The sequence below is a fragment of the Flagellimonas spongiicola genome (assembly GCF_023502425.1).
GTDB lineage: Bacteria > Bacteroidota > Bacteroidia > Flavobacteriales > Flavobacteriaceae > Flagellimonas > Flagellimonas spongiicola.
Genome location: NZ_JAMFMA010000002.1, coordinates 205,358 through 231,493, shown reverse-complemented (window position 1 = coordinate 231,493; position 26,136 = coordinate 205,358). Strand labels below are relative to the sequence as shown.

Sequence of the window (26,136 nt, the reverse complement as noted above, 5' to 3'; positions counted from 1 at the left end):
TAACCCAATTGAATATCCCGTTTTTAGCGGGATATTTTTTTGCTTTAAATTTTATCGAAAATCCAAAATCGAAAAATTGATATACTTTTGTTACCTCAAAACCCCTTTGCATGCCTAAGAATTTAGTTATTGTTGAGTCACCTGCTAAAGCAAAAACCATAGAGCGTTTTTTGGGTAAGGATTATCAAGTGGAATCTAGTTTTGGCCATATTGCTGACCTGCCTTCAAAAGAACTCGGTGTGGATGTGGACAACGGATTCAAACCTAAATACACTGTTGACAAGGAAAAGAAAGCCTTGGTTAAGAAACTCAAGGATTTAGCCCAAAAAGCAGAAACCATTTGGTTGGCAAGTGATGAGGACCGGGAAGGGGAAGCCATATCTTGGCACTTGGCAGAAGCGTTGAAATTGGACAAAGCCAGAACCAAAAGAATCGTTTTCAATTCCATTACAAAATCCGCTATCCAAAAAGCCATTGAGAACCCACGGGAAATCAATTACAATTTGGTGAATGCCCAACAAGCTAGAAGGGTATTGGATCGTTTGGTGGGTTATGAACTTTCACCGGTACTTTGGAAAAAAATAAAGCCAGGATTATCCGCGGGTCGTGTGCAATCGGTTGCGGTTCGGTTGATTGTTGAGCGCGAACGTGAAATTGAAGGTTTCACCCCTGAGGCCTCGTACCGCATTCGTGCAGAATTTAAAACATCAAACGGGAATGTTTTTGGGGCCAAACTCAATAAAACCTTTCCAACAAAGGAAGCTGCTGAAGCTTTTTTACAACAAAATATCGGGGCTGATTTTTCAGTGGCAAGTTTGGATAAAAAACCTGCTAAAAAATCACCGGCTCCGCCTTTTACCACATCAACATTACAACAAGAAGCTTCACGAAAGTTGTATTTCTCTGTGAGTAGAACCATGCAAGTAGCACAACGATTATATGAAGCAGGTCTGATTACCTATATGAGAACCGATAGCGTCAATCTTTCCAATGAGGCATTGAATGCTGCGAAAGAGGCCATTGTCCAGAATTACGGTGAGGCCTACAGCGAGGTTCGCAATTACACCGGGAAGTCCAAAGGAGCACAAGAAGCTCACGAGGCAATAAGACCTACGGACATGAACCGTCAATCTCCTTCTTTGGAACGAGATCAAGCTAAACTTTACGAATTGATTTGGAAACGTACGCTTGCTTCACAAATGAGTGATGCACAATTGGAACGTACCAATGTAAAGATCAAGACCAATACCCATTCGGAAGAATTCTCTGCAAACGGAGAAGTAGTGAAGTTTGATGGCTTCTTGAAAGTCTATTTGGAAGGGATAGATGAAGAAGATAAAGTAGAGGAACAAGAAGGAATGCTTCCAGCGATGAACGTTGGGGAATCCTTGGAGAATAATTTTATTACAGCAACGCAACGTTTTACGCGACCGCCATACCGATATACAGAAGCTTCCCTTGTGAAGAAATTAGAGGAATTAGGCATAGGACGACCATCAACTTATGCGCCAACAATCTCCACAATACAGAATAGAGGTTATGTGAAAAAAGGAACTGTTGAAGGCACAGAGCGTAAATACACCCAAATGGTTTTAGAAGCTGGTGATTTATCGGAAAAAACCCTGTCTGAAATGATAGGTTCCGACAAAGGAAAGCTAGTGCCAACCGATATTGGAATGATCGTCAATGATTTCCTTGTAAGCAATTTCACGACGATCTTGGATTACAATTTTACAGCTAAGGTTGAAGAAAACTTTGATGAAATAGCTGACGGCGAAGAAGATTGGCAGCAGATGATGCAGGAATTCTACAAGGACTTCCATCCACAAGTTTTGCATGTGGAAGAGAATGCGGAAAGAGCCAGTGGCGAACGCGTATTGGGAACAGACCCAAAATCTGGTCGTCAGGTCGCTGCAAGGTTGGGACGATTTGGACCAATGGTTCAAATTGGTACGGTAGATGAAGAAGAGAAACCGCTATTTGCCAGTTTATTGCCAGAGCAATCCATTTCCACGATTACTTTTGATGAGGCCATGGAGCTTTTCCAATTACCAAGAAAATTGGGAAGTTACGAAGGTGAGGAAGTTGAGGCAAATGTTGGTAGGTTTGGTCCGTACGTCCGTTTTGGAAAAAAGTTCATCTCACTGGACAAAGGAGAAAGTGCTTTTGATGTTGATATGGATCGTGCCATAGAACTCATAATTGCCAAACAAAAAGCTGATGCACCCATCGCCGCTTATGAAGGTAAAGACGTAACTAAGGGTGTAGGTAGGTTTGGACCGTTCATTAAATGGGATGGGATGTTCATCAATGTGAACAAAAAATATGATTTTGACAATCTATCCCAATCCGACATAGGCGAATTGATAGAAGCTAAGAAAATCAAGGAAGCCGAAAAATTGGTTCAAGAATGGCCAGAGGAAAAAATCAGGATTGAGAAAGCCCGTTGGGGTAGACATAATATTATCAAAGGAAGAGTCAAAGTAGAACTTTCCAAAGATGTGGATGCAACCAAGATCTCATTGGAAGAGGCGCAGGCTCTCATTGAAAAAAAGACACCAAAAAAGAAAACCAAGGCGAAAGCAAAGAAATAAATGGCATTTGATTTTTTAGTTCCGGTTAGTGATAAGGTACTTGCCTATTCAGAACTACTCCCACCCCAGGCTCTAGGAAATAACATTCATAAACACACTGAGAAAAAGGGACTGCCGGTTTTCGCGAATGCCACGGTCGCCATTTTTGCCGTTAACGAATCGAGGAACGCGTTTGAGAAAAAAATGGAGCGCTTGGATGTGGATGAAATCCGTATCCAACTTTATCGCCTCATGATGGGGAACTGGAATTCCACGATTATAGATATTGGCGATATTGAGGAAGGTGAAACGGTTGAGGATACCTACTTTGTGGTTAAGGAAGTTGTAGCAGGCCTTTTAGAGGAAAATATTATACCTATTATTATAGGTGCAACCCAAGATATTACTTTCCCAACCTATAGAGCTTTTGATAAGATCAAGGATATGGTCAATCTGGTGTCCATTGACAGCAGGTTCGATTTTGGTGAAGAAGACGAATTGATTTCCTCGCATTCTTATATGAGCAGGATCATAACGGACAAGCCCAACAACCTTTTCAATTTTTCCAATATTGGTTACCAGAGTTATTTCAATGCCCAGGAGGAAATTGATTTAATGGAACGCCTGTTCTTTGATGCTTACCGTTTGGGAGATATTGCCAATAACATTTCTTTGGCGGAACCTATCTTGCGCAGTTCCCATATTGTGAGTTTGGATTTACGTGCTATCCGTGCTGCTGAAATGGGATTGTACAAAAACTTTTCCCCCAACGGATTTACCGGACGTGAGATTTGCGCAATAGCCAGATATGCTGGAATAAGCGATAAGGTTTCCCTTTTTGGAATCTATGAAGGCGAGAATTCACTACAGGCCTTTCAAATGATTGCCCAAATTATTTGGTACTTCATTGAAGGCATCAGTTTTAGGGTTACGGAATTTCCGAGTTCTAAGAGTGAGGACTTTACCAAGTTCACCGTACCTACGGATACAGAAGAATTGGTATTCTACAAGAGTCATATAACAGAACGTTGGTGGGTTGAGGTTCCATCTATTTTGCCCGAACATACTAAAACAAATTCGGTGGCGTTATTACCATGCACCGAAGAGGACTATTTGGATGCTTGCAACCAGATCATCCCCGAAAGGTGGTTCAAAGCTTACAGAAAGGGCTTTAACTGAACAAATTAAATTTTGAGCATTAACTGTTTTTACACAATAATTTATTCAAAAATCAGTTTTGAGAATAAGAATTTTGTGTAGCACAGTTTAAAAATCTTAAATCGAAAATTTAACCTAAAGTATGAGAAAGCTATTCTTTTCATCTCTAGCATTTGTTTTTTTACTAGCAAGTTGCGGTTCAAATTCAAAATCAAAAGGTGAACTAGTTGGAGCCAAAGGAAAAAAATGGTATCCAGAGAAACCCTACGGAATGGAATTGATTCCAAGAGGCTCCTACGTAATGGGTAAGGCTGAAGAAGATCAAGCTAAAGTCTTAAACGCTCCCACAAGAACAGTGACCGTACGTTCCTTTTATATGGATGATACGGAAATCACCAATAGTGAGTACCGTCAATTCGTGGAATGGGTAAAAGATTCCATCACAAGAACAAAATTGGCTATCCTTGCCGATGAACTGGGTATAGGCCCAGAAGATGAAGGAATTGGTGAATATGCCTTTAAGGATACCGATACTTCCAGAATTTCCGTTTACGAAAAATATATGCTCGACAATTATGCCGGACTCGGTGAGACCGGTTATGAAGGAAGAGCCTTAAATACAGATGTTGACCTGGTTTGGGACACATCCGAATATCCGGATGAGTACTATGCTGAGGTTATGGATTCCATTTATTTACCTGAAGAGGAAAGCTATAATGGTTTGCGTACACTAGATGTTACCCAATTAAAATACAAATACAATTGGATGGACATTGAAGCCGCAGCCCGAGCTAAAACAGGAAGAAGAAAAGACTTTATCAAACAAGAAGAACTTCGAATTTATCCGGATACCACCGTGTGGATCAAGGATTTTGAGTACTCCTATAATGAACCTATGCACAATGATTATTTTTGGCATGATGCGTACAGTGATTATCCTGTAGTAGGGGTGAACTGGATGCAGGCCAAAGCATTCTGTAACTGGAGAACCAAGTTCAAGAATGATGATCAAAAATCGAGAGGCAAGCAATTTGTGAACCAATTTAGATTGCCAACTGAAGCAGAGTGGGAGTATGCCGCTAGAGGTGGTATCGAAGGAGGTACTTACCCATGGGGTGGACCATACGTTATCAGTGATACCGGATGTTTCATGGCTAACTTCAAACCACAACGTGGGGATTATGCAGCGGATGCAGCACTATATACCGTAGAGGCTAAATCCTATGAGCCCAACGATTACAACTTATACAATATGGCCGGTAATGTAGCGGAGTGGACTAGCTCTAGCTTTGACCAAGGGGCCTACGAATATTTGTCCACTATGAACCCAAATATCGGTTCTGGACAAAACCAAAGAAAAGTGATCCGTGGAGGGTCTTGGAAAGACGTTGCTTATTTCTTGCAGGTGAGTACACGTGATTACGAATACCAAGATTCTGCTCGTAGCTATATCGGATTTAGAACCGTTCAGGATTACATGGGCGAGGAAGATTCCACAAGCGGTAAAAGAAACGGGTTGCCTTCTGCACGATAATTAAAAGAGAGAACATTATATAAACCAGTAACCAAATACTTATTTATATAACTTAATTAAAACTAGAATTATGGCACAGTCAAAATCAACAAAAAAGCTGTTTAACATGGCCTATGGCCTTGGAGCATCGGTAGTAATTATTGGTGCACTTTTCAAGATCCTACACTGGGAGTTTGGACCACTTACAGGGGGACTACTTCTTGCGGTTGGACTTATTACCGAAGCATTGATCTTCGCTATCTCTGCATTTGAACCAGTAGACGATGAGTACGATTGGTCTTTGGTATACCCAGAATTGGCTAACGGTCAAACCAAAGGAAACAAGAATGACGTTAAGCAAGCTCAAGAAGCTGAAGGTCTTCTTTCCAGAAAATTGGATGATCTGTTAAAAGAAGCCAATATCGATTCTGAGTTGTTCACTAGCTTAGGTGACAGCATCAAAAACTTTGAAGGCGCTGCCAAAGGTATTGCTCCTACAACAGATGCTATCCAGCACACTAAGAAGTACTCAGAAGAGTTGTCTCATGCAGCCGCTCAAATGGAGTCTTTGAACAGCTTGTACAAAGTACAGTTGGAAAGCGCTAGCCGTCAAGCATCCATCAACGAAGAAGTTGTACAGAATGCCGGAGCTCTTAAAGAGCAGATGGAATCTTTAGCAACGAATCTTTCTTCCTTGAATGGAGTATACGGTGGTATGTTGTCTGCAATGGCAAAAAACTAATTAGGAGGTAATTGATATACCAAACCCCAAGTCAAATTAATTATTAATTCTAATTAGATAAAAAACATGGCATCAGGAAAACAGACACCACGTCAGAAGATGATCAACCTTATGTACTTGATCTTCATCGCGATGTTGGCATTAAATATGAGTAAGGAGGTTCTCGCTGCATTCGGTTTGATGAATGCTAAACTGGAGACTTCCAACGAAAAAGCCGAAGCTAACAATTTGGCCTACTTTGAAGGTCTAGGGACCAAAGCATCAGAAGATGCGATCAAATATGGTCCATTGTATGAAAAGGCGCAAACTGTTCAACAACTTTCCAATGAGTACTACGCGTACTTGGAGGAATTGAAAAAAGGTATGTTGGCCGATCAGGAAGACCCTAACAATTACGTTGTTATGGATAAGTCCGATTTCTTGGACAATCTTTTCTTCCAAGGTGACAACCTTAAGCCAGAAGGGCAAGAGTTTTTGAACAACATAACCAATTATCGTGAAAAGATATTGGCTGCACTTCCAGAGAATATGTCCGAAATCAAAGGGGCTGTTCAAACACGCTTCGAGACTGGAGACAAAGATGGAAAGGTGACCAGACTTCGTGATAAAGTAAAAGTAGATTGGATCAACTATCACTTTGAAGGATACCCATTAGTGGCTTCTTTGACTAAAGTGACTCAGTTGCAGGCAGATATCATGTCTACAGAGCAAGAAGTATTGAAAGGACTTTTGGAAGGTAACTTGACAGAAGCCGTTTCCTTGAAGAATTTCGCTACCTCCTTGTCCGCTTCCAAGACTGCTTTTTATACAGGTGAGAAGTATGATGGTAAGATTATCATCAGTAAGACCGATAACTCTTCCAAACCGGTTAGAGCTGAGTTGAAGTTGGACGGTAGAAACCTTACTGCTGATAAGGATTATGTATTGGAAGAAGGTGGTATCAAGCTGTTGATCAGTGCTGGTACTGCAGGTGACCATACTGTTTCTGGAACTATGTTCTTTATGCAGGATGGTGAGGAGATTCCAGTAGAAGTGAACAATACGTTTGCTACGATTACCAAGCCTAATGCTGCGGTTATTTCTGCAGATAAAATGAATGTTGTTTACCGTGGTGTGGCCAACCCTATGACCATCTCCATTCCTGGTATTCCAGATAATAAAGTTAATGCTAGAGCAACTGGTTTGACCAGAAGAAGCGGTAGCAACTATATCATGAATCCAGGTACAGGTAGAACAGTTACCATTACTGCTTCAGGTACATTACCTGATGGTCAAGCGATTTCCACTAGATCTGAATTTAGAATCAAGGATATCCCAAGACCAGGTGGTACAGTACGTGGTGAAGCTGGTAGCGTTAAAATGCCAAGAAGAAACCTTGAGATTTCTACAGTTGGCGCTATGTTGGAAGACTTTGATTTTGACTTGAACCTTGCCGTTAGCGGATTTAAGTTCAAGGTGCCAGGTCAGCCAACCATTAACGTAAACGGTAACAAATTGGATGGAAGAGCCAAGTCTGCCCTTAAGAGAGCTAAGCGTGGTGATGCCGTTCAGATATTCGATATCAAAGCTTATATCACTAACAACAGAACATACAAGTTGAAGAAAGTATCTCCTGTTGTAGTAGAGCTTACTAATTAATTAAGTATAGAAGTATAATCATGAATTGGAAAAATGCATTAATCATTGGAGCGTTGGCTTTTGCGCCAGTATCCATGCTGGGACAGGCAAACATTTTGAATGCCAAGTTGCCACAGGATATTGGAATAAAGACCGAAGCCCAGAAAGAACAGGACAATGACGCCCCGCTTGCCTACGGTTATGTAGACGACAGGGATATCCTTTGGTCCAAGACCGTATGGGAAACCATTGACCTGGACGAGCGTGTTAACTTTCCATTGTACTATCCAACCGATACTATAGGTATTGGAGCGGACAGAAGGTCACTTTACCATGTGTTGATGAAAAACATCAGAAATGGGAAACTGACTGAGGTGTACACCGATTCGTATTTCACTGAAAAACGAACTTTAGGAGACTTGTCCGCTACGTTAAGCAAGGTAGATACTACCGATCTTGGTTACGAGCAATTGAATGCTGGTGAACAGATTTCTGCGGAATTCATTAACCAAAGAGATTTGAGTGCAGCTGATATTGAAGAATATCGTATCAAGGGAATGTGGTATTTTGACAAACGTCAAGGAGAGTTGAAGTATAGACTATTGGGTATTGCCCCTGTAGCTCCAGACGTAAACTTTATTGACGATGAATCAGTAGATCCAGGCGAAAATAAGGTAGAACTTTTCTGGGTATGGTATCCTGCCGCCCGTCAAGTACTTCATGATGCCAAGGTCTATAACCAACGCAATTCCGCAAGACCTATCTCTTATGACATGCTCTTGAACGCAAGACGATTCAATGGTGTGATCTATAAGGAGGACAATGTCCATGGGGATCGCGAAATAGACGATTACGTATTTGATAACGCCTTGTTCCAATTATTGGAGGCCAAACGTATAAAGGAGGTCATCCGAGACAGGGAACAAGATATGTGGGCCTACTAGACCTGCTAAAATAATTTTCCAATTCTATAAGTTAAACGCCGCACATTTGTGCGGCGTTTTCTGTTTTAACTATTTAGAGAATTGCTATACACTTTAACAATTACATTTCTTCTAAATCCAGCAAAGGTGTGTATCTCCAGAAGCTTTCCAGTTCAGGGTCTATTCCTGAACCCTCACCACCATAAATATATATATGCCCACCTGTAGCCACAGATGTTGCACCTTGTCTACCACCACCTGGGAAATTTGATTTCTGTGTCCATTGGTTGGTGCCTCCATCATATTCCCAAATGTCTTCTAGGTATTTCGATAGAGTATGATCGATTCCTAGGCCAACATATGCCTTATTACCCAATCCTATACCAATGGCGTCTTTTCTTAAAGTAAAAGGAACAGGAGCTAATTGATCCCATTCATTGATATTCAATCGATACCTATAAAGTGAACTTGCATAATTTTCGCCAACAGTTCCAGTTACTATGAATCCAAGACCGCTGATTGTAAAACCTACTGCATTTACGATTCCTTCATTGGAAACAGTAAAACTTTCTCTATCCGTCCATGACCCATTATAGAATTTTAGTTTACCTTTTTCAGTATCTTCCTCAGCGCCGTATACAAAACAGGCTAGATCTGAACAAAAGGATGAAAGTCCACTGCCCCAGTCTGTTGTGCCTAGGTTTTCCCATGTAGCTGATGCAGGGTCAAATGACCAACTATCATCAATATCACCATTGCCGTTTTTACCGGTTATTATGTGCCATTTGTTGTTTAATACAAAGGATGTAGCTTCAAATCTTGGAGTTGCCATTGAGGGTTGTCTTTTTACCCATGAATCGTTTACAATATCATAAACATAAATGTCATTTGAATAAACAAGGGAACCATTGTTGTATCGCCCAAAACCAAAATAGATTTCAGCGTCTCCATTTTCGTTTTCCAAAACTGCCATGTTGCCGCCCTGTATCGGATATTCAATGTCGGAAGGACTTGAAAGTTTCTTCCATGGCCCAACCGTAAATTCGTCTGCACTTTCTGTGGTTTGCCCTGCTACTTCAACAGAAATGTTGCCCGTTGTAGCTCCATTTGGCAGAATTACAGTAAGCATAGTAGATGTTGCATCTGTTACTTGAGCTGCAACGTTATTGAATTTCACGACATTATTTTCGGGAACAGTGCTAAAATTGGAACCGTTGATTTCAACAATAACGCCTTCGTTTTCTTGGTCTGGAGTAAATCCAGAAATGGTTGGGCCAACCGTAAAGGAGGCAGTACTTGTTACCGTTTCATTTCCAACTGTAACCTCAATGGGCCCAGTGGTTGCTCCCTCTGGAACTTTAACCAATAGTCTTGAATTTGATAATTGATCAATATCAGTGGCTGTTCCGTTAAAGTATACTGTAATATCCTCAAAGGATTCTCCAAAATTTGATCCGTTGATTTCTATTTGCGTACCGATGGATCCCTTTTGAGGTTCAAAATCTGAAATGGCAAGTTGTGAATTGGATATAGTAGTCACGGTAAATGATTCCGGACTGTTTGCCGTTTCACCATTTACTTCTACGCTTAATGTACCTGTGCTTGCACCAGTGGGGACAATTGCTTTTAAGAGACTAGTCGTGTTCGTGGTTACTGTGGCATTTGTACCGTTAAACCTCACTTTGTTTTCACCAGCAGTGGCACTAAAATTGGTTCCGTTGATGGTTACTTCGGTGCCCACGGGTCCTTCTGGTGGGCTAAAGCTTTTGATAGTTGGGGGATTTGTACCAGGCGTTTCCTGATCTTTTGGGTCGTCTTTGCCGCAAAACACAAAAAGTAGCACGGCTAGTATGCAAGAGGCATACATTAAAATAGATTTGTTCATGATATAGCATTTTTAGAAACTATAAGAAATACAATTGTCTCTGGGAATCACGGCCTTAATTCATGGATGTAGAGTCTGACTTGATGAATCCCCCTTTTGAATTGATGGTGCTTTTTTAAATAGTAAGTGCCAGAGTTAAATTTGCCCATGGAGTCATGCTGAACTAAGTGAAGTATCTTATTGTCAGCATACCTCCATTTTAAAACAGGATTAATATCTTCGCCTTATGTTGGATTACCTTATTGTTGGCCTTGGATTGGCAGGGGTCTCTTTTTGTGAACAATTGGAGAAAACCGGGAAAACCTATCATGTGATAACTGATGATTCCCAGCAGTCGTCCTTGGTGGCTGGGGGTCTTTATAATCCCGTTATCTTAAAACGATTTACACTGGCTTGGAATGCGTCTGGGCAATTAAAGCAGGCTATACCTTTTTATTCGGCACTAGAGGAAAAATTGGGTGTTCAACTGGACTATAAGATTCGCGTTTTGCGAAAGTTTGCCTCTATTGAAGAGCAGAACCTATGGTTTGAAGCTATGGATAAACCAGGTCTGGATGAATTTCTTTCCACGGATATCCTGGAAAACAATAATCCTGCCCTGAATGCACAATTCGGCTTCGGGGAAGTGAAGCATACAGGGCGTATCGATACAGCTAAGTTGATTGCATCTTACAGACAACATGTACAAGAAAAAGGAAATTTATCCTTTCACCCCTTCAATTTTAGCCATTTTAAGGTGTTTCCTGATCATGTTTCCTACGAAATGATGAAAGCAAAACAAATAGTGTTTTGCGAAGGCTACGGCCTTAAAACCAATCCATTTTTCGGGTATTTGCCGTTAAATGGTACCAAAGGTGAGTTGTTGACGATTAAAGCAAAGGATTATCGAGAGGAGAATGTTATAAAATCCTCTGTTTTTACGATTCCTTTAGGTGAAGCTGTGTATCGCGTAGGTGCTACGTATAAATGGCAGGATAAAACCAATGCCCCAACAGATGCGGCAAAAAAGGAATTGATTGAAAAATTGGAAACCTTTTTGAAATGTCCTTATGAAGTAGTGGGTCATGTTGCCGGCATTCGACCTACTGTGGTGGACAGAAGGCCATTAGTTGGAGCGCATCCGGCACATGGCAATTTATACGTGTTGAATGGATTCGGTTCACGTGGGGTGATGATAGCGCCTTATGCCGCAGCACAACTGTTCAATTTCATCGAAATGGGAACTCCTTTGGAAACCGAACTTGATATCAGTCGTTTTACAAAAAAGTACTACTCCAATTGACCCTTTACCTGATTGGGTTCATATTTAAAAAAGAAGTTGATCCAAATGTTCCGTGACAAGCGAATAATGATTGGCAGGGATACGATCAAAGTAAGCACAATTGCTATGAATGTGTTAACCAAAGATGCATTCAATATCAAGTAAGCAATAACAAAGGCCGCAGTGGCAAATGCGATTCCCACAGCATAACTAACGTACATGGAACCATAAAAGAATGAAGGCTCAATCTTGTATTTCGTATTACAATGCGAACAGCGTTCGTGCATATTGAACAACTGCGAAAGCGCATACGGATTTGTATTCTCATACATGCTTTCCTCATGGCATTTTGGGCAAGTTCCTGTTAAAATACTGTAGAGTTTGTTTCCTTTTTTTAACATTTGCAGCGATTTTTATGCAAAAGTACGGATTAACCCTCTTTTGTTATGTAATTCAGGTCACATAAAATGCTCAATATCCATAATCTTTCCGTTGCCTTTGGCGGTGAATACCTTTTTGAAGAAATAGCCTTTCGATTGAACGGTGGTGACCGCGTTGGACTCATAGGAAAAAACGGCGCTGGGAAGTCTACCTTGCTAAAGCTATTATCCAAGGAAATGGCCCCAGATACGGGTACCATTGCTATGGAAAAAGATATCAAAATTGGATTTTTGAAACAAGATATCGATTTTGAACAGGGTCGGACAGTATTGGAAGAATCCTATCAGGCATTCAGTGAAATCAAGGCCTTGGAACTTCGGTTGGAAAGCATCAATCAAGAATTGGCCGAACGGACAGATTATGAAAGTGAAGGTTATAATCAATTGATGATTGATTTGACCGATAGTACGCATCGATATGAAATCCTTGGAGGTTACAACTATCAAGGAGATACCGAAAAGGTATTGACGGGTCTAGGTTTTAAAAGACCGGATTTTGATAAACTCACTGATACCTTTTCCGGTGGATGGCGAATGCGAATTGAATTGGCCAAGCTCCTGTTACAGAACAATGATGTTTTACTATTGGATGAACCTACCAACCATTTGGATATTGAATCCATAATCTGGTTGGAACAATTCCTGAAAAACTATAGCGGCGCTGTTGTAATTGTATCCCACGATAAAATGTTCCTGGACAATGTGACCAATAGGACGATTGAAATATCGTTGGGTCGTATTTATGATTACAATAAACCCTATTCCAAATATTTGGTGCAACGCGCAGAGATAAAAGAACAGCAGTTAAACGCCCAAAAGAATCAAGAAAAACAGATTCAGCAAACTGAACGTCTTATTGAAAAATTCAGGGCTAAGGCATCAAAGGCGTCCATGGCGCAATCCTTGATTAAAAAACTGGATAAAATAGACCGCATAGAAGTGGATGAAGAGGACAACAGTGTGATGAATGTGCGTTTTCCAGTGTCCATAACCCCGGGTAAAGTTGTGGCGGAATTGGAGGATTTATCCAAGAGTTATGGGGACAAGGAAGTTTTGAAAAGCATAGAATTACTGGTTGAGCGAGGCAGTAAAACCGCTTTTGTGGGTCAAAATGGTCAGGGAAAAACAACTTTGGCCAAAATAATGGTAGGCGAATTGGAGCATGGAGGTCACCTTAAAATAGGACACAATGTCCAAATCGGATATTTTGCCCAGAACCAAGCAGAATATTTAGATGGCAGTAAGACCATCTTGGATACGATGATTGATTCGGCTAATGAGAGCAATCGAAGTAGAGTACGCGATATCCTAGGGTCATTTTTGTTTCGAGGCGATGAGGTGGAAAAGTATGTGAAGGTACTGTCCGGAGGAGAGCGAAATCGATTGGCATTGGCAAAAATGCTATTACAGCCCTTCAATGTTCTTGTGATGGACGAACCTACAAACCATTTGGACATCAAATCAAAGAATGTATTGAAACAAGCTCTTCAAAATTTTGAGGGAACTCTGGTTCTGGTTTCGCACGACCGCGATTTTCTTCAAGGTTTAACAGATAGGGTCTACGAGTTCAAAGATGGCAGCATAAAGGAGTATTTGGGGGATATCGATTTTTATTTGGAACAACGAAAGGCCGAAGACTTTAGAAAGATTGAAAAGGGCGAGAAGAAACAAGAACAGCTCAAAGAGAAACCCAAGGCAAACGATTACCAGACCCAGAAGAAACAAAAATCGCTTAAAAACAAACTGAGTGGGGTGGAAAAGAAGATTTCCCAATTGGAAAAGGAAATTGCGGAGATCGATCATCAAATGCTCATGGATTACGATGCTACAATCGCCAAACCTGGTTTTTTTGATACCTACCAAGGAAAAAAGAAGGATTTGGAGGCACTAATGGAAGATTGGGAGAAGCTCTCTGAAGAGCTTGAAAACCTGGATTGAGCAAACTTACCCAGCGGTACACAACAGCTTTAGATACTTTTACAACAGTTTTGGGGTGCTACGCCTATTTAATTTGTGGGTTTTTTCTTACTATTCTTTATTTGTAGGTATATTCTTATAAATTAATAGCATCAACTTTATGACGCGCCTTATAACATTGTGTCTTTTAGTGATAGTTTCACAGCAGCTTTTTTCTTTTGAAGGAGTATCCGCAAAGGAAAAGATGGCTTTGGTGGAATTATTCCAAAGTACCAATGGCGATAGTTGGAAGGTAGCATGGGATTTGAATTCTCCCGTTCAGAATTGGAAAGGTGTGACAATAAAGGACAATCATGTTGTCGGTTTAAACCTGTTCATGAACAATCTGGAGGGAACGCTTCCGGAAAGCATTGGGAAACTCAAGTATCTCACCCACTTAAATCTGGCTTTTAACAGCATAACAGGGGAATTACCTAAGGATATAGTGAAACTCAAAAGCCTTAAGGTGTTGCGATTGGAAATGAACCGGATTAAGGGCTCTTTGCCAACAGGTGTTGGACAAATGCAAGAATTAAGGGTTTTTTCAATGTTCAATAACTTTTTAAGTGGTTCCATTCCCCCAACATTCGGTGAGTTGAAAAATTTAAGGGAACTCAATCTGTCCAGTAACAATTTGAAAGGTATAATTCCAAGATCCATCGGCAACCTTACTAAACTGGAAGCCTTGGGATTGTTCGAAAATGGATTGGAAGGAAGTATACCAGTGGAAATGGGAAGGCTTTCTGAGCTCAAGGAGTTGGTTCTGGCCAACAACCATTTGGGAGGGGATATACCCAGCGAATTTGGTCAATTGGCAAGCCTTAAAATATTACAACTGCAAAACAATAGGTTTAAATCCTATGAAGGATTACAAAATATGGATACCAATCAATTTTTGGTATTCGACACCGATGAGAAATCATTGAATCCAAGATTTAACGAAATACAGCTACAGCGTACACGCATGGCTGATACAAAATTTGAAGATGTTGACGATAATGAGTAGTTAGTTATACTTTAGTTTGTTTGGTTTGGGGATACAGGCGTGTATCCCCTTTTTTTTGTTTCATCTTTAGCGAATTCACCTTAACATTTATGAAATATTTAACCTAGCAAACCTTTTGTAGCGAATAGCTTTGCAAAGACTAATCTTGTACCAACACAATGCGTAAGCTTATTTTATCGGCCGTAACGGGCGGCTTGGTTATATTTCTATCTATTTTTCTTGCTAGGATGATTGCGGGAAGCAAGAAAACCCGAAGACCCCCTTCACAAAAAGTAGTAAAAACAGTATTTGTGGATACGGTTAGGAACGAAGCCATTCCTATCGTAGTTCCGGCAAATGGTAATCTTAGAGCCAAAAAACGGGTTGAACTTTTTTCTGAAGTACAAGGGGTTTTCAGAACGGGCAGTAAACTCTTCCGTACAGGTCAAGAATACAATTCAGGGCAGACCTTGATTCGCATAGACGCCAATGAGTACTATGCCACGGTGCAAGCTGCAAAAAGTAATCTGTATAATCTGTTAACTTCCATAATGCCAGATTTGCGTCTGGATTATCCTGAGATCTATTCGAAATGGCAGAGTTACCTGAATGGGTTTGATTTGGATAAAACCACACCGACCCTTCCAGAAATGGATACTGAAAAAGAAAAATTCTTTATTTCTGGTCGTGGTATAATATCCAGTTATTACAATGTGAAAAATCTGGAGCAACGGCTATCAAAATATACCATTTCCGCGCCTTTTAAAGGTGTATTGACAGAGGCGTTGGTTACTGAAGGTACATTGATTCGAGTAGGACAAAAGTTAGGTGAATTCATTAATACTGGGCTGTATGAACTGGAGGTATCGGTAAGCAAAACCTATGGGGATCATTTAACGGTAGGAAAACAAGTGGAACTGTCCAATCTAGAGAAGACACAGACTTTTAACGGAAAAGTCATCCGTGTCAATGGACGCGTAGATCAAAATTCCCAAACCATAACCGTTTATATTGAAGTTAGTGGTGCTAATCTTAAAGAAGGTCAGTATCTGGAGGCTAGTTTGGAAGCCAAAGAGGAATCTAATGCCATAGAGGTAGATCGTTCTCTATTATTGGAAAATGATCAGATTTTTGTAGTGCGAGATACCATTTTGGATGTCATTGATGTAAAGCCAGTGTACTTTACGGATAAGACTGTAGTTCTCAAGGATGTGCCAGATGATGAGATAATTGTATCCAAGGCGGTATCTGGTGGGTACGCAGGGATGGAAGTAAGGGTGTTTGAAGGTGCCAAAAGAACCAAGTCGTGAGAAAGGTCATATCATATTTCATAAAATACCATGTTGCGGTCAATGTAATAATATTGGCTTTCTTCATATTTGGTATCGTTGGGGCACTTTCCCTGAAATCCTCCTTTTTCCCTCTGGTAGATTCGCAAAATATCTTGATAAACATCACCTACCCAGGAGCTTCCCCTCAGGAAGTTGAAGAAGGTATTGTCTTGAAAATTGAAGACAATCTCAAAGGATTACAGGGCGTAGAACGGGTTACATCCACCTCAAGGGAAAATAGTGGAAGTATCAATGTTGAGATTGAAAAAGGTCGTGACATTGATTTTATGCTATTGGAAGTGAAAAATGCTGTAGACCGTGTGCCTACTTTCCCAACGGGCATGGAGCCCTTGATTGTTTCAAAATTGGAAGCGGTCAGGCCTACCATTAGTTTTGCTGTCAGTGGTGAAAATATTCCCCTCGCTACCTTAAAACAAATTGGGCGTCAAATAGAAAATGATTTAAGGGCTATTGAGGGAATTTCCCAAATCCAGATTTCTGGATACCCGGAAGAGGAAATTGAAATTGCGGTCAACGAAAATAGTTTGTTGGCCTACAATCTCACCTTTAATGAAGTGGCCCAAGCAGTAACCAATGCCAACATTTTGGTTACAGGTGGAAATATCAAAACGGATTCCGAGGAGTATCTGATTCGGGCCAATAATCGCTCGTATTATGGCGATGAATTGTCCAATGTAGTGGTCCGTGCAGATGCATCTGGAAGAACGGTCCGATTAAAGGACGTAGCTGAAATCCGTGACCGCTTTTCTGAAACACCCAATGCATCCTATCTCAATGGTGAGCTATCCGTAAATGTTACCATAACAAGTACAAATACCGAAGACTTGATTGGATCCGCCGAAAACGTAAAGGAATACGTGGCTGATTTCAATAAAAAATACACCAACGCCAAACTGGAAGTAATCAGCGATCAATCCGAAACATTGACGCAAAGGACCGATTTACTTACCGAGAATGCCATTATTGGGATGCTGTTGGTATTGTTGTTTTTATCACTGTTTTTGAACACTAGATTGGCATTTTGGGTGGCATTTGGATTACCCATCGCTTTTTTAGGAATGTTTGTCTTTGCTCCTATGTTGAATGTTACCATCAATGTATTGTCCTTGTTTGGGATGATCATTGTAATAGGGATATTGGTAGATGACGGAATTGTTATTGCAGAGAACATTTATCAACATTATGAAAAAGGTAAAACTCCAATTAGGGCGGCAATAGACGGTACGATGGAGGTAATCCCTCCAATACTTTCGGCTATTATTACCACAATTTTAGCGTTTTCCCTATTTCTATTCCTAGATGGACGAATCGGAGATTTCTTTAGTGAAGTTTCTGTAATTGTTATTTTAACGTTGGTGGTTTCTTTGGTGGAGGCCTTAATAATTCTTCCGGCGCACTTAGCACACTCCAAAGCTTTGAGACCAAAGACCCATGATCCAAGTACTGGATTAGGAAAGGTTTTTGCCAAACTAAGGGGCATCAACAAATTGGGTGACCAAGCCATGGCTTACATGCGGGACAACTGGTATAGCCCAACCTTGAAATTTGCCTTAAACTATAAATTTTTGACGTTTTCATTGTTTTTTATGGCATTGGTGTTAACGTTTGGGTCTATAGGTGGTGGCATTATACGTACCGCCTTTTTTCCAAGGATTGCAAGTGATAGAATAGCTGTTGAGCTTCAAATGCCAAATGGAACAAATGAGAAAGTCACGGATTCCATTATAACCATGATCCAAGAAAAAGCGCAGATTGTCAATGAGGAATTGTCAGCGGAATATCTTCCAGGTACGGACAAAGTGTTGTATGAAAACATGCTGAAAACCCTAGGCCCAGGATCTTCATCAGCTACTTTGATCATCAACTTATTGCCTGGTGAGGAACGTCCGGATGAGATTGTAGCCAGCATGGTTACTGGAAGACTACGGGAAATGGTTGGTCCGGTAATCGGAGTGGAAAGTTTGATTTATGGTTCAGGTGGGAACTTTGGTGGTGACCCAGTATCAATTTCTTTATTAGGAAATAATATTGAAGAATTAAAGGCAGCAAAAGACGAATTGAAAGCTGCTATGTTGAACAACGCCTTACTTAAGGATGTTGCGGACAATGACCCTGCCGGCATTAAGGAAATCAGGCTGGAATTAAAAGAGAATGCCTATTTGCTAGGACTGGATTTAAGAACTGTTATGAATCAGGTTCGAGCAGGATTTTTTGGAAGACAGGCGCAGCGTTTTCAACGCGGACAGGATGAAATAAGGGTTTGGGTGCGTTACGACCGAACCAATCGTTCATCAATTACAGATTTGGATGAAATGCGAATTCTTACACCATCTGGAGAACGTGTGCCGCTAAAAGAAATTGCTTCATACTCCATTGAACGTGGTGATGTAGCAGTAAACCATTTGGATGGGCAACGGGAGATTCAATTGACATCTGATTTGGCCAATCCGGAAACAACGAGCGCCATTGATATCATGATGTGGATAAGAAATGAGGTTATGCCGGATATATTATCCAAAAACCCATCGATAACACCATCGTATGAAGGTCAAAATAGAGAACGGAACAAGTTTCAGAATTCCCTCAATTTTGCAGGCTTAACGGTGTTGATCCTAATCTTCATTACGATTGCATTTACCTTCCGGAGTTTTAGTCAACCCTTATTACTCTTGTTGTTGGTCCCATTCAGTTTAACCGCTGTGGCTTGGGGGCACTGGATACATAATTTCCCCATAAACATATTATCGTTATTGGGTATTATCGCGTTAATTGGAATCATGGTGAACGATGGATTGGTACTCATCGGTAAATTCAACAACAACCTTAAAGAAGGACTTAAATTTGATGAGGCCATCTATGAGGCTGGACGCTCGCGTTTTAGAGCTATTTTCTTGACTTCCATTACCACAATTGCCGGTTTAGCACCGTTGTTGTTGGAAAAAAGTAGACAGGCACAATTTTTAAAACCCATGGCACTATCCATTGCCTATGGAATTGGATTTGCCACGGTGCTGACGCTATTAATGCTACCTATTTTTCTTGCATTTGGTAACAATGTGAAGGTATTCTTTAAGCAAATGTGGACTGGCGAAAAGGCTACAAGGGAAGAAGTGGAACGGTCAATACGGGAACGTAATGAAGAACAGCATATGATGGAAGATGGCTTATACAGTCAAAACGGAACCAGCACCCACCAAAAGAAAGAAGATACTTCAAAAGTACTAGAAGGCACACTGGAATGAAATACTATTTAACTACTATACCCTTTCTATTCACGGTTTTATTTGTTTCGGCTCAAGAGCAATTGCTCACGAAAGAAGAAGCCATTGATTTAACCTTGGAAAATAACCTTGGTATTCAAGTTGCAAGAAATACACAGCGGATTGATGCCAATAATGCCAATATTCTCAATTCTGGATACCTGCCAAGTGTGACCGCCATTGCTGGAGGGACCATTGACAAACAGAATACTGAAGGTACCTTGGGTGATGGTAACACGAGAACGGCTGATGGCGTTGAAACTAGGCGCTATAATGCTTCAGTAAATGTTAACTATACTTTGTTTGATGGATTGGGAAGGCATTACAACTACAAAAGCTTTAAAGAGCGTTCCCAACAATCCGAATTGGAAGTACAGCAATCCATTGAAACTACCATTCTGCAGTTGTTTACGGTCTACTATGAGGTAGCTCGCCTAACAGAAAATACGGAAAACCTGTCGCAAGCATTGGAAATTTCCAAGGAAAGGTTAAAACGTGCGGAATATCAATTTGAGTACGGTCAAAATACGGGTTTAGACGTGTTGAATGCGGAAGTGGACATTAATACGGATAGTATAAATCTATTGAATTCCAGACAGCAGCTTCGCAATACCATGCGTGATTTGAATCTTATCCTGAACAGGGAGTTATCCGTGACATTCATCGCGGATACCACAGTAAATTTTGTGCCAGGCCTAGAGATGGAAAACATGCACAACGAGGCCAAACTCAACAATATCCGATTACGAATTGCGGAAAAACAACTGAGCATTAATAATTACAATTTTAAATCTGCCAAAAGTGCGTATTTGCCAACAATAGGATTGACAGGGACTTATGGTTGGAATGAGTCCAATAACAATAGCCCATTGGCATTTGTGGTTCAAAACACTGCTACAGGTGTAACTGGGGGAGTTAATTTGACTTGGAATCTCTTTGATGGAGGTAGAAGTATAACCAATATCAAAAACTCCAAAATCAATTATGAAACCCAGGAACTGCTTCAAAAGCAAATCGATTTGGAGGTTGAACGGGATATTAGGAATGCATGGGACAGTTATACCAATGCCTTGTATGTATTGGAAGTGCAAGAAAAGAACCTACAAACCAATCTAGACAATTTCAATAGGACGGATGAACGCTATAAACTTGGTCAAATAACTTCCATTGAGTTTAGGCAGGCACAATTGAACCTTTTGAATGCGGAATTGGCACAAAGTCAAGCTAAATACAGTGCTAAATTGGCGGAACTTCAAATGTTACAAGTTAGCGGACAGCTGCTGAATGTAGATTTTTAGTGGATATTTTGAGATTCAGGAATCATGCTGGAACACTTTTTTCAATGTCCTTATTGTTGGGAAGAGATTTCATTTCTTCTAGATAATTCAGTCTCCAAACAATCTTATGTGGAGGATTGCGAAGTGTGTTGTAATCCAATTCAGATAGATTTGCGTTTTGATAATGGTGAACTTCTTCAATTTGAAGCAGCAGAATTAGGCCAATAAGTCAATTTAGCTTCACCAGTTGTAAACTATCCTGGTTTTTTGTGATTAATAGGGCTTTTTCATGGTTCGTTAATTCAATAGCTGAGGCATGAACGACGTCCCCTTTTACATACAACCCATTTTCATAAGGCATTTGTGGCTGAAAATTACCTTCGCCATCACCTAATAATAAAATGCCGTAACCGGAATCTTGTCGTGGTGTTTCCACTTCAAAGCCAAAAAGGTTGCCAAATAGCAGGACATCCAGATTTCCATCGTCATTCACATCCTCAGCAATAATTTCAGTAATTGTGGTCTGTTGCGCCAGATTTGGAAGTTTAAGTGGCATAAATTGGCCGTTTCCATTATTTTCAAAATAGGTAGTTGCAAAACTATTGGCTTTGTAGTGTAGTGCAGACGCAAGGTTTTCCTTTCCGTATACATCTTCTAAGCTTGCAGAGGCAAAATCATGGTAGGTAGGAAACTTCTTTTTGATAAATGGCATTTGATTAGAACTACATTCACGACCACGTAGCGGATATTCTTTTCCCTCTTGATGATATCCTAATACAATATCCAAAGAGCCAGTTTGGTCAAAATCTTTGGAGTAGATTTCAAAAGGAGCGTCTATTGCCGCTTTATATTTGCTATTAAGACCAAGGTTTCCTGCGATTAAATCCATGTCGCCGTCATTGTCAAAATCTGCTGCTTTAACACTAAACCACCAGCCAGACTGATTATGTATACCCATGGCCACGGAAGCATCGGATAATGAACCTTCGATATTCTTTAAAATCTTAGGCGCCAGCCATTCTCCTACAATCACTAAATCATTCCATCCATCCCCATCTACATCTGTCCATGTGGCATCGGTAACCATTCCTAAATCCTCTAAAAGTATTTCATTGGTATTGGTGAATTTTAGTTGTCCATTGGAGGTATCGTTTCGCCATAGAAAACTTTTGCCAGAAAAGGGGTATTTTCCAGGGGTCTGACGTCCGCCAACAAATAAATCCATATCGCCGTCGTGATCAAAATCATGTGGCACAACCACTGAACCAGAGGCATGAATCACCTCGTTGAAAATACCATTGGATTTTTGAAAATTGCCGTTAACATTAAGGTAAATACGATCTTTATAGAACTCGGAATTTGGGATTTCTTCATTACTGCCACTGACTACATACAAATCTAAATCCCCATCCTTGTCTGCATCAAAAAACACCGCATCAACATCTTCATGGAATTTATCTTGCTCAAATACCAGCTGCTTTTGATGATCGAAGTTACCATCGGCATTCTGAGTATATAACTTGCCCATTTGTGCTTTGGAACCACCAATAAAAAAGTCATCCAACCCATCTTGATTGATATCACCAATGGCCAAAGCAGGTCCTTCTTCAGACATTTTATGAGGTAACAAGGACTCCATTTTAAAATCATTATAAGCAGACTCCTGATGCACCGGCAAGGGGTTGATTTGATTTGTAATTGTGGTAAATTGGATGTTAGACTCAGTTGTGAATTCAGGAGTTGAAGTTTGGGCGTCTGCATAGTTTAAAGTCAATCTTTGATTTGCAGGAATATCGTGAATTGACTGTTGCTTGCCATCTGGCCATAAAATGGTTAGGATTTCTATGTTTTCAGCATCTCCGACACCAAAATGAAGCACATTGGACATACTTGATTGATATCCTCTGGTGGGATAATTTTCTAGGGTTTGAGCTCTATCTTTTATTTTCAACGAAACTTTGGCACCAACACCGAACCGATTTTTACCTGAGCCCTTAAGCGTTATCTGTAGATGATTTTGAGTGCTTAGATTTTCCAAAACGGTTGCGGGTTCGTCAACATTATTAATTACGAGTTCCAAATCTCCATCGTTGTCCAAATCAGCGTAAGCCGCTCCATTTGAAAAAGTTGGTATGGTGATGCCCCATTGCGTGGTTTGGTCTACAAAGGTTAAATCGCCATTGTTTTTGAATATGTAGTTAATGGTTTTCCGTTCTGGGGTTCTCCTGACAAGTTCTTCCATTACGGTGGCCATATTTTCCTTCGCATGCTGCGCCTTTTTAAGTCGCTCAAGCTTGTACTTTTTAAAATCGTTATTACGAAAATCCCTTTTTAGGCCATTAGTTACGAACAGGTCCTTAAGACCATCGTTATCCAAATCGGCGAGTAAAGGAGCCCAACTCCAATCTGTGCTTGAAACATTGGCCAATTGCGCGATATCACTGAAATGATTGTTGCCATTATTCAATTGAAGGGCGTTGTACATGTATTGGTAATGAAAACCCTGGTCAACTGCAAGATTGAATGCTTCGGGGTTCATCCCACTCATACTGGTTTTAATTCCGTAATTGTCTTGGGCTACCATATCCAGTGACATAATATCTGTAAAGCCATCATTGTTGATGTCTGCCATGTCTGTGCCCATAGAAAAATTTGAGGTATGGCCCATTGCACTTTTTAACTGTTCCCTAAATGTGCCATCTCCCTTGTTGATATATAGGTAGTCTTGCTCTATATAGTCATTGCCTACATAAATGTCAGGCCAATTGTCATTGTTGACATCACCCATGGAAACTCCAAGACCAAAACCCATAATGTTTTGAAGAATACCAGCAGTTTGGGATACATCTGTGAAAATTCCGTTGTCATTTCTGTACAATCGATCCCCGACAAATTCGTTGTACTCATTTTTGAATTCCCCGGGGTTATTGGTATTGATTGGGTTTACATTGTGATTGAGCAAGAACAGATCAAGATCCCCGTCCCGATCGTAATCAAAAAAGGAGGACTGTGTGCTGTATCCGGCAAAATTCAACCCAAAAATTGCGGCTTGTTCTGTAAAGGTTCCATCTTGATTGTTGATGAACAACAGGTTCTCACGATCCTGGACTTTTCCTTTCCCGGATTTACATACATAGATGTCAAGCCACCCATCCGCATTAACATCTGCCATGCTAACACCAGTGGTCCATCCAAAACTACCTTTTACACCTGCTTTTTCCGTGACATCCTCAAATTTCAGATTTCCTTTGTTTAAATAGAGTTTGTTGCCGGTTAGATTTGCTGTGAAGTAAAGATCTTCCAGACCGTCATTATTGATGTCACCAATTGCCACACCGCCACCATTGTAGAAATACTCATAGACCATACTGTTCATTGCAGCGCTTTCTGGGAGGCTGTTTGTAAACATGACGCCACTTTGGTCACTTGGAACAGGTTTAAAAAGGATTTGGGACACTTTTTCCACAGTATTGGATAGAGGTTTGGGTTCCTGATGGCAAGAAGCCAAAAGAAGTCCAACTATTATACTAATGCGGAAAAAGTACGTCTTCATGATTCTTATGGATACAACAAACACCTAAAGGTACGCCTACCCTTAGGTGTTGTTGTCTAAACTAAACTTAAAACTAACTACCAGATTAAAATTTTACCACCCCGGATTTTGGTCGAGATTCTCATTGATGTTAATCTCTTGCAAAGGAATTGGGTAGAGTATATGTTTATCTTGGAAGTTCTCAGCAAATGGTTTGCCATGGTTTTCCAAGGTTGTTCCAATGGATTCTGTTGCAGTACTGCCACGTTGCCATCTGTATAAATCAAACCAACGGATACCGAATTCCATGGATAATTCCACTGGTCTTTCATGATGACGGATTTGCGTACGCAAATCGCTTTGAGACATAGCTGCTAAAGGGACTGCTCCTCCACGTTCCCTTACCTTATTGACTTCAGCAATTGCTTCCGTGGTTTTACCGTTTTCATTCAAGGCTTCGGCATACATCAACAATACGTCGGCAAAGCGGATTACAGCAATGTTGGTACCGTTGTAAAAATTAGTATCCTCATTGAAGGAGTACTTTTTAAAGTACTTTGGATGGTTTAAATCCCCAGCAGCATCAGTATAGGCTACGTTATCATCAATGTCCCTGCTGTACATTTCCGAGCCTGGATCATCAAAAAAGATACTTGCATATACTCGATCACTTGGGTCGCCATCAGTGTTTAAATCGGTTCGCATCTCGTCTACCAACCACTGTGATGGGTAAAACAATTCCCAACCACCAAAAGCGTATGGCGAAACCTCGAAATTGAATACTTGACGTTCATCATTTCCGTTGGAACGGTCGCCCGTGAACTGGATTTCAAAAACACTTTCAGCACCGTTTTCCCCACGACCATTGAAATTGTCTTCATAGTTCTCCAATAAATCGTAATCCATGGCTACTACTTGTGCGAACTTAGCTTCGGCTTCGGTCCATTTTTCTTGGAACAAATAGGCCTTACCCAATAATGCACTTGCAGAACCTACCGTGGCACGACCACGCCATTCGGCTGCATGCTCCGTAACAAGATTTGCCTCGGCTTCCATTAAATCAGTTTCAATTTGTGCCCAAACCTCTGCAGTGCTAGCTTGACTAGGAAACAAACTTTCTGGAGAGGTTTCGTAGGTGGTCACCAAAGGCACGTTCTCAAAACCGGTCACTAACCAGAAGTAATAGTAGGCTCTTAGGAATTTAGCTTCCGCTACAATTACATCTTTGGTTTCCTGAGATAAAGCTTCCATTTCCGGAACTCTTTCCAAAATTTGATTGGCTCTGCCTATACCGGCATAAGCACTTCGCCAAATATTGAAAGGTCCACTTTCTTCTGTAGTATTTGTAAAACTCGCCAAGGCCCTGCTGTAGGTCTCTGCGGTGTTATTTATCATATCATCTGCCTTGTAGGCCATGGCAGTATAAATTTCCTCAAAAAATGCCCATTTACTTCCACTGGAACTGTGCAAAGCTGCATAGGTTGAGGTCAATGCTTGTAAAGCATGGTCTTCGGTTTGCCAAAAACTTGAATCTGTCAAGACTTCCTTGTTTTCGACCTCGATAAAGTCATCTGAGCATGAATTTAGACCAAGTATGGCTAAAATCACGATTATGATATACTTATTCCTTCTCATGATCTTCATAATTATGTTGTTCAATTT

General features: G+C 40.6%; 17 protein-coding genes. 13 read left to right on the top strand and 4 right to left on the bottom strand.

What is annotated here, in order from left to right; all coding sequences use genetic code 11:
- Positions 1–110: 110 nt before the first annotated feature.
- From topA to porN, 6 genes are all read left to right on the top strand, one after another.
- On the top strand, positions 111–2,594 hold the full coding sequence (topA, locus tag M3P19_RS07235) for a type I DNA topoisomerase (protein WP_249656986.1): 2,484 nt from the start codon (positions 111–113) through the stop codon (positions 2,592–2,594).
- Positions 2,595–3,752: a formimidoylglutamase gene (locus M3P19_RS07230; RefSeq protein WP_249656985.1), complete on the top strand. Its 1,158-nt coding sequence runs from the start codon at positions 2,595–2,597 to the stop codon at positions 3,750–3,752.
- Positions 3,753–3,873: 121 nt separating this feature from the next.
- On the top strand, positions 3,874–5,265 hold the full coding sequence (porK, locus tag M3P19_RS07225) for a T9SS ring complex lipoprotein PorK/GldK (RefSeq protein WP_249656984.1): 1,392 nt from the start codon (positions 3,874–3,876) through the stop codon (positions 5,263–5,265).
- A 70-nt stretch (positions 5,266–5,335) separates the two neighbouring features.
- Positions 5,336–5,986, top strand: coding sequence for a type IX secretion system motor protein PorL/GldL (gene porL / locus M3P19_RS07220; RefSeq protein WP_249656983.1), 651 nt, complete (start codon positions 5,336–5,338; stop codon positions 5,984–5,986).
- A gap of 66 nt (positions 5,987–6,052) precedes the next feature.
- Positions 6,053–7,624 (top strand): type IX secretion system motor protein PorM/GldM, encoded by a 1,572-nt coding sequence (porM, locus tag M3P19_RS07215; RefSeq protein ID WP_249656982.1) that lies wholly within the window; start codon positions 6,053–6,055, stop codon positions 7,622–7,624.
- Positions 7,625–7,644: 20 nt separating this feature from the next.
- Positions 7,645–8,547 carry a type IX secretion system ring subunit PorN/GldN gene (gene porN / locus M3P19_RS07210; protein WP_249656981.1) on the top strand — a complete coding sequence of 301 codons (903 nt, stop codon included), beginning with the start codon at positions 7,645–7,647 and terminating at the stop codon, positions 8,545–8,547.
- A 100-nt stretch (positions 8,548–8,647) separates the two neighbouring features.
- Here porN and M3P19_RS07205 read toward each other — a convergent pair whose 3' ends face one another.
- Positions 8,648–10,411 (bottom strand): IPT/TIG domain-containing protein, encoded by a 1,764-nt coding sequence (locus M3P19_RS07205; protein WP_249656980.1) that lies wholly within the window; start codon positions 10,409–10,411, stop codon positions 8,648–8,650.
- Between the two features lie 226 nt (positions 10,412–10,637).
- Between M3P19_RS07205 and M3P19_RS07200 the strand changes: the two genes are divergently transcribed.
- Positions 10,638–11,693 (top strand): NAD(P)/FAD-dependent oxidoreductase, encoded by a 1,056-nt coding sequence (locus tag M3P19_RS07200; RefSeq protein WP_249656979.1) that lies wholly within the window; start codon positions 10,638–10,640, stop codon positions 11,691–11,693.
- On the opposite strand, the gene M3P19_RS07195 is transcribed toward M3P19_RS07200, so the two are convergent.
- The gene (locus tag M3P19_RS07195) at positions 11,681–12,073 is read right to left on the bottom strand and encodes a DUF983 domain-containing protein (RefSeq protein WP_249656978.1); all 393 of its coding nucleotides are present in this window, start codon (positions 12,071–12,073) and stop codon (positions 11,681–11,683) included. The genes M3P19_RS07200 and M3P19_RS07195 overlap by 13 nt on opposite strands.
- A 66-nt stretch (positions 12,074–12,139) precedes the next feature.
- On the opposite strand from M3P19_RS07195, the gene M3P19_RS07190 reads away from it, so the two are divergent.
- From M3P19_RS07190 to M3P19_RS07165, 6 genes are all read left to right on the top strand, one after another.
- Complete coding sequence (locus M3P19_RS07190) at positions 12,140–14,050, top strand: ABC-F family ATP-binding cassette domain-containing protein (RefSeq protein WP_249656977.1); 1,911 nt, start codon at positions 12,140–12,142, stop codon at positions 14,048–14,050.
- 139 nt (positions 14,051–14,189) lie between these two features.
- Entirely contained in the window at positions 14,190–15,074 is an 885-nt protein-coding gene (locus tag M3P19_RS07185) for a leucine-rich repeat domain-containing protein (RefSeq protein ID WP_249656976.1), read from the top strand.
- 158 nt (positions 15,075–15,232) lie between these two features.
- On the top strand, positions 15,233–16,363 hold the full coding sequence (locus M3P19_RS07180) for an efflux RND transporter periplasmic adaptor subunit (protein WP_249656975.1): 1,131 nt from the start codon (positions 15,233–15,235) through the stop codon (positions 16,361–16,363).
- Entirely contained in the window at positions 16,360–19,647 is a 3,288-nt protein-coding gene (locus tag M3P19_RS07175) for an efflux RND transporter permease subunit (RefSeq protein WP_249656974.1), read from the top strand. The genes M3P19_RS07180 and M3P19_RS07175 overlap by 4 nt, the downstream gene beginning before the upstream one ends.
- Entirely contained in the window at positions 19,644–20,963 is a 1,320-nt protein-coding gene (locus M3P19_RS07170) for a TolC family protein (protein ID WP_249656973.1), read from the top strand. Before M3P19_RS07175 ends, M3P19_RS07170 begins: the two co-directional genes overlap by 4 nt.
- 24 nt (positions 20,964–20,987) lie before the next feature.
- Positions 20,988–21,170: a CPXCG motif-containing cysteine-rich protein gene (locus tag M3P19_RS07165; protein WP_249656972.1), complete on the top strand. Its 183-nt coding sequence runs from the start codon at positions 20,988–20,990 to the stop codon at positions 21,168–21,170.
- Between the two features lies 1 nt (position 21,171).
- Here M3P19_RS07165 and M3P19_RS07160 read toward each other — a convergent pair whose 3' ends face one another.
- The gene (locus tag M3P19_RS07160) at positions 21,172–24,495 is read right to left on the bottom strand and encodes a VCBS repeat-containing protein (protein ID WP_249656971.1); all 3,324 of its coding nucleotides are present in this window, start codon (positions 24,493–24,495) and stop codon (positions 21,172–21,174) included.
- A 93-nt stretch (positions 24,496–24,588) separates the two neighbouring features.
- Complete coding sequence (locus tag M3P19_RS07155) at positions 24,589–26,109, bottom strand: RagB/SusD family nutrient uptake outer membrane protein (protein ID WP_249656970.1); 1,521 nt, start codon at positions 26,107–26,109, stop codon at positions 24,589–24,591.
- Positions 26,110–26,136 lie beyond the last annotated feature (27 nt).